We start from the raw sequence: 12,429 nt of genomic DNA, 5'->3' as shown, positions 1-12,429 counted from the left end.
GCGAAGGTAGGCGGTCTGCTCCGCGCCGCGCCAAGGGAGCCGGGCACGAAGCGAGGCGGCCCGCTCCACGCCGCGCGCAAAGGGAAGCGGGCGCGAGGGGAGCCAGACGCGGGGAGAGCCAGGCGCCAAGCGAGGCGGCCCGCTCCGCGCCGCGCGCAAAGGGAAGCGGGCGCGAGGGGAGCCGGACGTGGGGAGAGCCAGGCGCCAAGCGAGGTGGCCTGCTCCGCGCCGCGCGCGAAGAGAGGCGGGCGCGAGGGGAGCCAGACGCGACGGAAGCCGGGCGCCAAGCGAGGTGGCCTGCTCCGCGCCGCGCGCGAAGGGAGGCGGGCGCGGAGGGGGAGCCTGGTGCGAGGGGAGGTGGGTGGAAATGGGTTTGACGGGGGTTGTGGGGGTGGGGAGGCTCTGGGGGTGGACGACTTTCGGGTGGTGCTTCGGCCGTTGGACGAGGAGTCGACCGCCTCGTTGCTGGATGCGGCCGTGTGTGGTGCCGAGCCGGAGGAGGTGATGCCGGCCGTGGTCGGGGCGCCCGGGTGGACCGCCGAGCGGCGGGCCGCGTTTCTGGCCTTTCATCACGAGTGGGCCGCCACGCCCACCACCTACGCGATCCTGGTCGACGACACGGTGGTCGGCGCCGCCCGCCTCCAGCCGACCCCGGACGGCGACCTGGAGACCGGCCTGTGGATCGGCCGCGAACACCGGGGCCGGGGCGTGGGCCGCGCCGTCGTCGCCCTCCTCCGCGCCGAGGCCCGATCCCAGGGCGCGCCCCGCGTCGTCGCCACCACGACCGACGCCAACACCGCCGCCCGACGCCTCCTCACCGGCGCCGGCGCCCACCTGCGCACCCGCGCCACCCCCACCGCCCACGGCGACACCATCGAGGCCACCCTCGACATCGACTGACCCCGGGCGGGTCCCCCGTTCGTAGGCGTGAGCGGAACCTTCGGGGGTGGGGATCGTTGGCGTCGACATGATGATCAGTTCCGGCCGTACGGCCATGGCCCTGTCCGTCGGATTCGCCGGACTCGCACTCGCGTTCGTCCCCGTCGCCGCACAGGCACAGGCACCGGCACAGCCGCCGGCGCGGCAGCTCCCGGTCACGAACGACCAGGTCTCGCTCGACCCCGCCGTGTGGATGGCGGCCGACGGAACCCTCACGATCTCCGGCACCTACCGCTGCTCGGCCGACCACACCGGGAACGTGCTGGTCGGCGGCAGCATCGACCAGGCCGGCCTGCACATCTCGATGGGTGGCAGCACCGCGACGTGCGACGGCCTGACGCACGACTGGCGCAGCTCCGAGCGGCCCCCGCTCGACTTCGTGCCCGGTCCCGCGCGCGGCGACGCGACGCTGCTCGAACTCCGGCGCGGCGAAGGCGTGGTCCCGGTGCTGCCGAACATCCTCGCGCAGGACGCGCGCGACGTGACGATCACCCGCGTCTGACCCGCCGCCCCCGGCGTGGTGTCCAACCCGGCCCCGGGCCGCGCCGGACACCACGCCCGGCCGGGCTCAGGACCGGTCCAACTCCTCGCGCAGCTCCGTCAGTTCCTCCACCGCCGTGATCCCGCTCGTCGCGCACACCTTGAGCGCCACGTCCAACCGGGTCACCGCCGCCGGGCGCTCGTCCAGGCCGAACGCCTCGATGCGCGCGGCCAGTTGCACCGCGTCCAGGTAGCCGTCGGCCTCCTCGGGCAGCACCGCCACATACGCGGTCGCCGCCTTGTCCGCCGCCGCCCGCGCGGGGTGCAGCCGGTCGGCACGGGCCAGCAGGTGGGCGAGTTGGTGGTGCGTACCCGCCCGCTCGACCGCGACCATCGTCGCCCCCTCGTCCGCCGCGCCCGCACCGGTCTCGGCGCCCGCCAGCTCGCGCAGCGCCTCGGCGAACAGCGCCACCGCGCGGTCCACCCCCGACGGGTCCTCCCGGTCGGTGCCGCTCGCGATGTTCCACGCCTTCGCCCGCAGCGCCCGGACCGTCTCGCGCACATCCCCCTCGGCGCGCAGCAGTTCGATCGCCCGCCCGAACGCCGCCTGGGCCTGCGGGGCCATCCCCGCGTCGTCGAGCGCGTGCGCCGCGGCCACCGCCAGTTCCGCCTGGGTCGCGCGGTCGGCCACCTTCACCGCGGTCTCCGCCGCCATCGCCAGGTGCCGGGCCGCCTCCCGGGTGTCGCCGAGTCGGCGCAGGCACAACCCGAGTGCCCAGCGTTCCTGCATCGCGTGTTCCGGGCCGTGGTGCTCCTCGACCTCCGGAAGCAACTCCTCCAGGATCGCCGCGGCCTCCGCGTCCCGCCCCAGGCCGAACAACATGCCCACCGCGCCCCGTCGACAGGCCGCGGCCATCTCCGGGTCGCCCTCGTCGTCGAAGACGTGCGCGGCCTCCAGCGCGAACGGCAGCGCGTCCTCGGGCCGGTTCTGCGCCCCGATCGCGTTGGCCAGCATGGTCAGCGCGTGTCCCACCGGGAACTGCGGCTCGGTGTAGAACGCGGCCGTCTCGAGCGCGGCCCGCATGTCCGCCTCGGCCGCCGCCGGGTCGGCGAGCCGCATCCGCACCTGGCTGCGCAGGAACAGCGGCCGGCAGGCCAGCCACGGCCGCTCGGCCTCGCGGCACAGCGTGATGGCCGCGCTCAGGTCGACCTCGGCGTCCGTCGTCCGGTCGGCCTGGAGCGCCCGTTCGGCCCGGATGTGCAGCGCCGCCGACTGGCGGTGCCGCAGACCGTGGTCACGACCCAGGTCGTGCAGCTCGGTCAGGATCGCGTCCGCGTCCTCGGCCTCGCCCGCAAGGGCCACGATCGCGCGGTGGTGCAGGACCAGCGCGAGCGGCGCGGCGTCGTCCGGCAGGAATCCGCCGGCCTTGACCTGCGCCGCGTCGAACAACGCGAGCGCGTCCGGCTCGTCGGCGCGGAACCGGGCCATCGCGAGCCGCACCTCGGCGCCCACCGCCCGCCCCGGAGCGTCCGCCGCCAGATAGCCGGTCGCAGCCCGGTCGAGCGCCGCGGCGCCGGCCGCGAACTCGCCCTCCTCGACCAGCTCGATGCCGTCCGCCTCGGTGATCGCGGCGAGCGCGAACGGGTCCACGTCCTGCCCCAGCGCCCGCGCCGCCGCCGCGTAGTCCCGCCAGGCGGCCTCCGCCCGGGGATGCCCCTGCTCATCCAACTCGCGCGCATAGGAAAGCAGTTCCGCAACCCCCCTGCCGGACACCGTGGTTGCCGCCGGATCGACGGCGGCCCGCGACGCCACCCGGACCGAACGCAGGCCCAGCGGCAGCGAATCCGCCACCGGGGCCGCCGCCAACCGGCGCCGCACCCGTGCACTCACCGCGTCGTTCCCGTTGCGCGCGTCGAAGCGCGCGGCGATCTCGAACAACTCCCGCTCGACCGTCTCCCCCAGCCCACCGGCGGTGGTGTCCTCGAACACCACCAGCTCCGGCCCGCCCACCGCGACCAGGCGCCGCAGCAGCACCGCGACCCCGGCCAGGAAGTCGGAGTGGTCCGACGGATCGCTCTGCGGGCGCGCCAGCCAGGCCCGGTGCTCGGCCAGGATCTCGATCCCGCGCCCCTCGTTGCCGGTCAGCGCGCAGAACTCGATGTGCTCGGCGACCGCCGCGTACGTGCTCACCTTGCCCCGCACCGACCGGTAGCCGCGCAGGTGGTGCGCCCGGGCCCGGTCCGGGCTGCCCTCGCGCACCAGCGGCAACATCGACGTGGCCAACGAGACCTGCGGCTCCTCCGCGCAGGTGAGCGCACCGTCCAGGGTCGGCGCGAGCAGTTCGAGCGCGTCCGCGTCCCGGCCCCGGGCGATCAACCAGCGGGCCTGCTCGCGCCGTTCGCACGCGTCGCAGTCGGCCAGCCGGTCCCGGTCCGCCGCCAGCCACGCCTCGAACGCCTCGGTGGTCTCCGCGTCGGCGCCGATGTGCCGGGCCAGGTAGAACCGGCTCTGGTACACCGGCCGCAGGCTGTGTCCGGCCGTGCGGTAGCGGCGTTCCATGTCGGCGAGGTAGCCGCGGATCGCGGTCAGCGGCACCTCGGGCACCGAGAGCAGCGAACTGGTGATCCACTTCAGATCCCAGAACAGGTGGTGGGTCAACTGCTCGTCGAAGCCCTCGGGGTGCTCGTCCCACAGCCCGAGCAGCCGGGACAGCGGCACCGGGGTGCGCGGCGACTCGCCGCCGTAGTTGTACGCGGTGATCAGCCGCAGCAGCGCCCAGGCGAGGTTCTCGTCGTTGCCCATGCGCTCGGCGACGGTGACCAGTTCCTCGGCGCGGGCGGTGCGAGCCTTGCCGTAGGGCTGTTCCTCGTTCGCGTCCAGGGCAGCGAAGAACCCGGCGTCGTCACGGATTTCCATCACAGGGTTCCTATTCGGCGGGGTTCGGCTGGTGGACGGCGCGCTCGAGCAGGCCAAGGAAGGATCGGCCGAGCAGGCCGGTCTCGGCCGAGGTGAGCGGACGGTGGCTGAGCAGCAGGGCCTGGCCGTAGAGCCCTTCGACCGCGGCCCGGGCCAGTTCCGGATCCGCCAGGCCGGCGATCCGGCGGACCAGCGGGTTGAGGTGGTTGAGCACGAGCTGCGCGCGCGGGCCCTGATCGCGCAACGAGCCGAGGATCCCCGACCACAGGTCGTCGCCGCGCCCGGCCGCGTCCTGCTCGGCCTCGGCCCGACCGCGCTCCCCGCGCGCGTCGCGCCCGTCGAGCAGCAGCGCGGGCACGGTCACCGGCTGGAACGTGCGCAGCGACAGGTCGCACGCGAGCGGGTCGAGCGCGGCCCGCGCGTGCGCGAGGAAGCTCGCCGCGCCCAGTTCGACGGCGGGGTCGACCGCGTCCAGGTGCGCGGTGACGGTGTCCGGGTCGAGTTCGGCGACGGTGGTGCCCGGCCTGATCTCCGCGAGCCGGTACACCAGGTCCAGGTCGTAGGTGTAGCCGCCGTTGACCACGCCGAGGCCGGCCGCCGCCGCGATCGGCGCGACCTGCCGATACTCCTCGACCGTCGAGGTCACGTGCACGACCGGGTGCCGGCGGGCGAACTCGTCCAGCGCGATCCGCCCGTCGGTGGTCTCGAACGGCAACCACGGCAGCACCAGGCGCAGCAGTTCGTCGTCGTGCCGGGCCAGTGCCTTGACGCCGAGGTGATGCACGCTCAGGAACCGGGCCAGGCGCGGCTGGTCGTGCGCGGCCAGGTCCGCGAGCCAGTCCCGGATGTGCCCGCCGAGCGCGTCGCGCACCCCGGCCAGCGACTCGTCGTCGTACAGGCTCTCCCGCGACGCGGTGGGCCGCAGCGTGTCGGTGTCCACCACGCAGCGCACGAAGAACGCCCAGTCGGGCAGCAGCCCGTCGGCGTTCTCGGTGAGCAACATGCCCTTCAGGTGCACGCGGTGCTTGCCGCGCATCGCCGGACTGACCGCCTCCGGCAGCACGAACGCGGCGCCGCGCACGCCCGCGAGCGGTACGTCGAGGTCGATCACGTCCAGCGGGGTGAAGCCGAGCCGGCTCTCGCAGTAGGCGGTCAGCGCGGCCCGCCGCAGGCCCACCGTCGGGTACGGCCGGTCCCACACCGCGGGGGTGTCGGTGATCGGGGTGTGCTCGCCGCCGGCCACCACGGTCACCCGGTACGGCAGCAACGCGCCGAAGTCGCGGGCCAGTTCGATCACCCGCTCGGGGGCGAACCACGCCTCGCTGCCCCGCCGCGGGGTCAGGAACACGGTGGTGCCCGGCGCTTCGTGTGCGCTCGGGTCCAGCGTGCGCACCGTGTAGCGACCGTCGGCGCCCGCCTTCCACTCCACCGGCGGCGTGTCGGTCAGCGCCGAGCGGGTCACCACGGTGATCTCGTCGGCGACCACGAAGCAGGCGAGCAGGCCGATGCCGAACTGGCCGATGTAGTCGCGCCGCGCGCTCTCCAGCGCGTCGCGCTTGGAGCTGCGGCCGATGGTGGCCAGGAAGCGGTGCACGTCGGCCTCGGTCAGCCCGACCCCGGTGTCGGCGACGCGCAGCCCGCCGTCGGCGACCGTGATGGTGATCGCCGCCTCGGCCTCCGGATCGACGGCCCGCCGCGCGGTGACCGCGTCGACGCCGTTCTGCAGCAGCTCGCGCAGGTATACCCGGGGGCTGGAGTAGAGGTGGTGCGACAACAGGTCGACCAGACCCCGCAGATCGACCTGGAAGGTGTGGTCTGCGTCGGATATCGCGGCGTCGTTCATGCGGAGTCAGTCACCTCGGGGCAGGGTCGCCGGCCGACATCCCGGCCGAGTGCCGATGGTACGAAACGACGGGGACAGGCGGCGAGTCACTTGTCGACCATCAGTCACCACGGGCGGGACGGGGCACCGCGATCCGGCGCCCCGTCCCCCCCCGGGTCAGTGCTTGGTCGCGTCCACCGTGCGTCCGTCGCGCAGCGCCTGGAACAGCGCCTTGGCGCCCTTGTCGTCCCACAACACGGTCGAGCCGACGTCCTTGACCATGTAGCCGGGGTTGGCGATCGGCACCGTGGTGGTGACGCCCTTGCCACCGGACAGGCTGCCCATGTCCTTGAACAGGTCGTACAGGTCGAACAGGCCCGCGTCGTCGTCCACCGTCACCGCGCTCAGCGAGGCGTCGGCGACCGGGAAGGCGCTGAACGGGTTGAGCAGGATCCCCGCCGACTTGGCCTTCTTGGCCAGCGCGCTGAGGAACATCTGCTGGTTCTCCATCCGGGCCAGGTCGGAGCGCGCCGGGTCGTAGTAGCGGGAGCGCACGAAGGCCAGCGACTGCTCGCCGTTCAGCGTCTGGCAGCCGGCCTCCAGGTTCGCCCCGGACTTCGGGTCCTTGATCGGCCCCTTGAGGCAGATGTCCACGCCGTCCATCGCGTTGACGATGTTGTTGAACCCGCCGAACCCGATCTCCGCGTAGTGGTCGAGCCGAATGCCGGTGGCCATCTCCACGGTGCGGGCGAGCAGCGGCGCGCCGCCCTTCTCGAAGGCCGCGTTCAGCTTGTTCTTCTGCGCCTTGACCGTCTTGCCGTTCTTGCTGAACGCGGGGATGTCCACGTACGAGTCGCGCGGCAGGCTGATCAGCGCGGTGCCGCCCTTGCCCTTGTGCAGCAGCATCATCGAGTCGGTGCGCTTGCCCGGGGCCTTGCCGGTGTGCAGCTTCTTGCGGTCGGTCGCGTCCAGCCCCTCGCGGCTGTCCGAGCCGACGATCAGCCACGTGGTGCCCTCGACGCCCTTGGGCCGGCCCGCGTAGTTGTCCAGGACGTCCTCGTGCCGGATCTTCGAGTCGGCCCAGAAGTAGGTCACCACGCCGAACGTGAGCACGAGCGCGACGAAGACGCCGATCCCGATGAGGATGCGCTTCTTGACGTTGACCGGACGCCGGGGGCGCGCGGGCGGGCCGCCGGGACCACCGGGGCCGTCGGGACCACCCGGGCCGCCCGGTTCGCCCGGGGCGCGCTGCGGCGGCCCGGGCGGTGCGGCCGGCGCGGCGTTCGCGTCGGCGAACGACGGCTGCGCCGGGTAGCCGTCCGCGCCGGGCGGCCCCTGCACCGGCGGCACGCCGCCCGGCCCGGCCGCGCCGGGATGCGGGCGCGGGTAGCCGTCGGGGGTCCGGGGCGGCGGCGGGTATCCGCTCGGGCTCTGCGCCGGTGGTGGTGGATAGCCGCCCGCGGCGTTCCCGCCGGGGCGGCTCGGAATCGTTCCCGGGGGAGGCTGCTGCGGCTGCTGGTCGCCATCCGCCCACCCCGGCGGCCACGTGTTCATGCCCCCGAAGCTGTCACTCGATCAGCCCCGAGGCAACCGAATGCCGAACTCGGCGACCATCTGTTCCACACTTGATGCTCACTTCTTACATGAGACCTCATCGCCGGATTTGGCGGAGTATGCCGGACTCGGCGTGGCCGGGTCGGTCGAGGGCGCCTCGGTGTTCGTGCCGCCGACCCGAACCGGGGTCAGGCCCGGGTACGACGAGCCCACGATCACCTCGATCGTCCGCCCCAGGCCGGTGACCTGCTCCGAGGTCGCGCCCGGCAGCGCGGCCTGCACCGTCTTGACCGAGCGGTTCCACTTGGGGTCGTAGCGGATGATCGTGCGCGTCCCGTCCGAGGCGTTGGAACTGCGCGGCAGACCGGCCATGGTGAAGCCCGCGCCCTTGAGGTCGTCGTACGCGCGGGTGCCCAGGCCCGTGGTCGGGGTGCCGTTGTACACCTGCACCGAGATGTCGCCCGGCGCCACCTCCACCGACACCGGCGAGGGCGCGGCGGCGGTGCTCGGGCTCGGCCCGTCGGCCTTCTTCTCCGGCGGCGCGATCAGGTCCTTGTCCTCGCGGATCGCCCGGAACAGGCCGGGGGCCTTGGCGTCGTCCCACAACACGGTCGAGCCCCACTCCGGGACCTGGTGGTCGATGCTCTTGAGCGGCACCTGGGCGTAGGTCACGCCCGAGTTGGACAGATTGCGCATCTTGGTGCCCAGCTCCAGGAAGGACTGCGAGCTCATCCCCTCGTCCACCTTGATCGACCCGAGCACCGCGTCCAGCACGTTCTTGAGCTTGAGCGGATCGGTCAGCGTGCCGGAGGAGGTCGCCTTCGCGAGCACCTGGGTAATGAACTTCTGCTGGCGCTGGGTGCGGCCGATGTCGCCGGTCGGGTCGCTGGCGATGTAGCGGGCGCGGACGAACTGCAGCGCCTTGACGCCGTCCAGCTTGCTGGTGCCGGCGGGCAGGTCCAGGCCCGACTTGGGGTCGCGCAGCGCCTTGGGCGTACACATCTCGATGCCGCCGAGGGTGTCCACGACGCTGACGAAGGAAACGAAGTTGACCTCGATGTAGTGGTCTATCCGGATTCCGGTGGCCTTCTCCACGGTGGCCACGGTCAGCGACGGGCCGCCGAGCGTGTACGCGGCGTTGATCTTGCCCTTGGACGGTCCCCGCTGCTGCCCGGTGGTCTTGTCCTTGTGCGCGGGGAAGTCCACGTAGCTGTCGCGCGGCAGGCTGGTGATGGTCGCCCGGTCCCGCTTGCCGTTGAGGTGCACGATCATGATCGTGTCGGTGCAGTCGCAGGACTCACCGCCCGCGTGCAGCTTGTTCAGCGTCTCCCTGGGGATGCCCTCGCGGTTGTCCGAGCCGACGATCAGGAAGTTCAGGTCCTTGCCGGATCCGGTGTCCGGACGGTCCGTCAGGTCCTTGAAGGGGTCTATCCGTTGGATCTTCCCGTCGAAGTGCTTCACCCAGGCCCAGCCGATGCCGCTGGTGGCCAGGATCGCCGCGGCCAGCGCGCCGGTGAGCAGCACCAGCCAGTTGCGGCCGACGCGCGGCCCGTTCCGGTCGCCTCGGGGGGTTCTCGCCGAGGATCGGCCGCCGGTTGTCGCCATGGGGTGCGGTGTCCCTCCTCGCGGACCGATCACGTCGCGCGGTTCCGTTGCGTGCCTGGCGGCGCGCGCCGTGCGGATGTCCATCCGTACCCGCTTACACCCGAAGGACGCCTCTTCGTCCGGCCACGGTTGCGGTGGGCGTCGAACCACCGTAAAGCGGGACCGGGGACGAACCGCAGCGGCACGCCGACGATCGGCCCCGCGCTCGCCCACCCGGTCGATGCCCGCCGACCCGGCCATTCGCAGTACGCTCCGAGGCGATGAATCACACCACCGACGAGCCCGCCAAGCCCGAGCCCTCAGCTCGCAGGGTGGAGCCGCTACCCGAAAAACCGCCCGTCTCCGTGATCATGCCGGTGCTCAACGAGTCCCGACATCTCGCGGAGGCCGTCGGTCGTGTGCTCGCTCAGGATTATCCGGGCGAGATCGAAGTCGTGATCGCGCTCGGCCCGTCGACCGACGACACCGACGCGATCGCCGCGAAGCTGGTCGCCGAGGACATTCGGGTACATACCGTCGCCAATCCGAGCGGTCGTACTCCCAGCGCGCTCAACGCGGCGATCCAGGCGTCGAACCACCCCGTGATCGTGCGGGTGGACGGGCACGGGATCCTGCCGGCCGGATACATCTCCACCGCGGTGCGGTTGCTCGCCGACACCGGGGCGGCCAACGTCGGCGGCCTGATGCACGCCGAGGGCACGACCCCGTACGAGGACGCCGTCGCGCGGGCGATGACCTCCAAGCTCGGCGTCGGCAACGCCCGCTTCCACACCGGCGGCGAGGCCGGCCCCGCGGACACCGTGTACCTCGGGGTCTTCCGGCGCGAGGTGCTCGACGAATTGGGCGGGTACAACGAGGAATTCGAGCGTGCCCAGGACTGGGAGCTGAACTATCGGATCAGGCAGGCGGGCTACCTGATCTGGTTCTCGCCCCAGCTCAAGGTCTCCTACCGGCCGCGGCAGACGCCCCGGGCGCTGGCCAAGCAGTACTTCAACTACGGCCGCTGGCGGCGCGTGGTCGCCCGGCACCACAAGGGCTCGGTCAACCTCCGCTACCTGGCGCCGCCGGCCGCGCTGCTCGCGGTCGCCGCGGGCACGGTCGCGGGTGTGTTCGGATTCTGGCCCGGGTGGCTGCTGCCGGCCGGCTACGTGATCGGCATTCTCGCCGGCGTCGCGTGGGAGGGCCGAGGTCTGCGGCCGGCCGCGTTCATCCGGCTGCCGATCGTGCTGGCGACGATGCACGGGTCGTGGGGGGCGGGTTTCCTGAGCAGCCCCAAGAGCCTGGCCGCCCGGGTCTCGGCGGGCACCGAACACCCGGAGGAAGAACTCCACTGAGTTCTCCCACCTCCGTCGTCGGGCGTGGACCGCACTCGCGGTCCGCGCCCGACGACGTTCGGGCCGCTCCCGGGCCGGCGACGCGCCGTGTGCCCGAGCGGAAACCGGGTCCTTTCGGCAAAGCCAAGTAACGTGGCGGCGCTGGTCACCGCTCGTCCCCGGTGACAGTCTGTGAACAGTCGGCACGGCCTTGGGAGACGACGGCAATGAGCGACAGGGACTCGGCTGTGGCCGCGGGTGTGGCGATTCCGGACGCCCGGCAGGCCGCGGAGGACCGTGGATTCATCCCGCCCGAGCGGCTGCGACGGGTCGTCGTCACCCACACGGACGTGGGCGAGGAGATGCCGCACGATCCGGTCGAGGGCACGTACACCCTGCACGTCGCGCCGGCCGAGACGGTCGCGGTGACCACCTCCGTCGAGGCGTCCGGGACCGGCGTGGTGCGGTCGCTGCGGGTGCCGGTGGACCCGGCCCGGACCGCCGAACTGGCCGCGGCGCGGGCCGCGGTCGAGGCGCTGGACGGCGGCGGGGTGATCCGCGGCCTGCGCCGGATGATGGCCCAGCGCGACCTGGACGCGGTCCGCAACCGGCACCGCGCCGAGGTCGAGCGCGACGCGACGGCGTGGGCGGCGCGCTGTGCCCGGGCGTACGAGCCGTACGTGCGCGCGTTCGCGGCCGACGCGGTGCCCGCTCCGACGCCCTCCCCCGTGCTCGGGATCGGGCCGACCAACACCGCCGGTCAGGGCCACGCGTGGGCCCGCGCGGTGGAGCGGCACCTGCCCGGAGTGCGGGCCGAGTCGGCCGCGCTCGCCTCGGCGAACACCCTCGGTCACCCCACCGATCGGGCGATCGACACCGACGACTGGTTGTCCACCCGCTGGCAGCTGGGCCGGCTCGCCGAGGTCCTGGACCGCTATACGCACGTGCTCGCCGAGTGCGGGATGCCCGCGTTCGGCCGACTCGGCGGCTCCTGGGTGGACACCGACCTGGCCGAGTTGCGGGCGGCCGGGATCGCGCTCGGGCTGGTCCTGTACGGCTCGGAGGTGCGCGATCCGGCGGCGCATCGGGCCCGGGTCGAGTTCTCCCCGTTCGACCCGCGCTACGAGCTGACCCACGCGCTCCAGGCCAAGGTGGACCGGCTCCTGCCGATCCTGCGCGGCCTGGAGGTTCCGACGTTCGTGGCCACGCCCGACCTGATCGCCGACGTCCCGGACGCGGTCTGGCTCCCCGCCGCGCTCGACCCGGCGACCTGGCACACCGAGACCCCGGTGCTCACCCGCGAACGCCCGGTCGTGGTGCACGTGATGGCCGGCCCCTTCCTGCGCGGCACCGCCCGCATCGAGCCGACGTTGCGCCGACTGCACGACATCGGCCTGATCGAATACCGCCGAATCCTGAACAGACCCGCCGCCGAACTCCCGGCGCTGTTCGCCGACGCCGACATCGTGCTCGACCAATTCGCCTGCGGTTCCTACGGGATGACGTCGTGTCAGGCGATGGCGGCGGGCCGGCTGACGATCTGCTACCTGCACGAGTCGGCAACCGAGCACCTGCCGGCCGACCTGCCGATCCGCGCCGCCGACCCGGACTCGCTCGCCGAGGTCCTGGAGGAGATCGCCGCCGAGCCCGACGCGGCGCGCGAGGTGGCCTCGCGGGGACCGGCCTACGTGGTCGAACACCACGACGGCCGACGCTCGGCCCGGATCCTCGCGGATTTCCTGGGCGTCGCGGCGGAGTGAGCGCTTTCCCGGGCGCGGCGATCGCACGGGCACTAGCGT

At 73.0% G+C, this 12,429-nt stretch carries 8 protein-coding genes; 4 read left to right on the top strand and 4 right to left on the bottom strand.

Features of this window, described 5'->3' with window-relative positions; translation table 11 throughout:
• The first annotated feature begins 408 nt into the window (after positions 1–408).
• On the top strand, positions 409–900 hold the full coding sequence (locus EMA17_RS50100; protein ID WP_218043280.1) for a GNAT family N-acetyltransferase: 492 nt from the start codon (positions 409–411) through the stop codon (positions 898–900).
• A 67-nt stretch (positions 901–967) separates the two neighbouring features.
• The gene (locus EMA17_RS50095) at positions 968–1,441 is read left to right on the top strand and encodes a DUF6299 family protein (protein WP_126643890.1); all 474 of its coding nucleotides are present in this window, start codon (positions 968–970) and stop codon (positions 1,439–1,441) included.
• Positions 1,442–1,507: 66 nt separating this feature from the next.
• Here the strand turns inward: EMA17_RS50095 and EMA17_RS55705 are convergent, their stop codons facing one another.
• The 4 genes from EMA17_RS55705 to EMA17_RS50070 all read right to left on the bottom strand — a co-directional run bounded on the left by EMA17_RS55705 (position 1,508) and on the right by EMA17_RS50070 (position 9,317).
• Positions 1,508–4,336: a tetratricopeptide repeat protein gene (locus EMA17_RS55705; protein WP_126643889.1), complete on the bottom strand. Its 2,829-nt coding sequence runs from the start codon at positions 4,334–4,336 to the stop codon at positions 1,508–1,510.
• 10 nt (positions 4,337–4,346) lie between these two features.
• The gene (locus tag EMA17_RS50085; protein ID WP_126643888.1) at positions 4,347–6,179 is read right to left on the bottom strand and encodes an HSP90 family protein; all 1,833 of its coding nucleotides are present in this window, start codon (positions 6,177–6,179) and stop codon (positions 4,347–4,349) included.
• A gap of 156 nt (positions 6,180–6,335) precedes the next feature.
• Positions 6,336–7,712 carry an LCP family protein gene (locus tag EMA17_RS50080; RefSeq protein WP_174861548.1) on the bottom strand — a complete coding sequence of 459 codons (1,377 nt, stop codon included), beginning with the start codon at positions 7,710–7,712 and terminating at the stop codon, positions 6,336–6,338.
• 78 nt (positions 7,713–7,790) lie between these two features.
• Entirely contained in the window at positions 7,791–9,317 is a 1,527-nt protein-coding gene (locus tag EMA17_RS50070) for an LCP family protein (RefSeq protein WP_160161881.1), read from the bottom strand.
• Positions 9,318–9,667: 350 nt separating this feature from the next.
• On the opposite strand from EMA17_RS50070, the gene EMA17_RS50065 reads away from it, so the two are divergent.
• Positions 9,668–10,651 carry a glycosyltransferase family 2 protein gene (locus tag EMA17_RS50065; protein ID WP_246127449.1) on the top strand — a complete coding sequence of 328 codons (984 nt, stop codon included), beginning with the start codon at positions 9,668–9,670 and terminating at the stop codon, positions 10,649–10,651.
• A gap of 206 nt (positions 10,652–10,857) precedes the next feature.
• Entirely contained in the window at positions 10,858–12,390 is a 1,533-nt protein-coding gene (locus EMA17_RS50060; protein ID WP_126643884.1) for a glycosyltransferase, read from the top strand.
• Positions 12,391–12,429 lie beyond the last annotated feature (39 nt).

It is taken from the genome of Embleya hyalina (assembly GCF_003967355.1).
In the GTDB taxonomy this organism is placed as follows: domain Bacteria; phylum Actinomycetota; class Actinomycetes; order Streptomycetales; family Streptomycetaceae; genus Embleya; species Embleya hyalina.
The sequence above is the reverse complement of the archived record's forward strand: the minus strand, read 5'-3'. Positions and strand labels throughout refer to the sequence as shown.

What these genes read in the sequence shown, in the direction of transcription:
- EMA17_RS50065 (WP_246127449.1), top strand. Translation starts at nt 9,668, where the DNA reads ATGCCGGTGCTCAACGAGTCCCGACATCTCGCGGAGGCCGTCGGTCGT.
- EMA17_RS50095 (WP_126643890.1), top strand. Translation starts at nt 968, where the DNA reads ATGATGATCAGTTCCGGCCGTACGGCCATGGCCCTGTCCGTCGGATTC.
- EMA17_RS55705 (WP_126643889.1), bottom strand. Translation starts at nt 4,336, where the DNA reads ATGGAAATCCGTGACGACGCCGGGTTCTTCGCTGCCCTGGACGCGAAC.
- EMA17_RS50085 (WP_126643888.1), bottom strand. Translation starts at nt 6,179, where the DNA reads ATGAACGACGCCGCGATATCCGACGCAGACCACACCTTCCAGGTCGAT.
- EMA17_RS50080 (WP_174861548.1), bottom strand. Translation starts at nt 7,712, where the DNA reads ATGAACACGTGGCCGCCGGGGTGGGCGGATGGCGACCAGCAGCCGCAG.
- EMA17_RS50070 (WP_160161881.1), bottom strand. Translation starts at nt 9,317, where the DNA reads ATGGCGACAACCGGCGGCCGATCCTCGGCGAGAACCCCCCGAGGCGAC.
- EMA17_RS50060 (WP_126643884.1), top strand. Translation starts at nt 10,858, where the DNA reads ATGAGCGACAGGGACTCGGCTGTGGCCGCGGGTGTGGCGATTCCGGAC.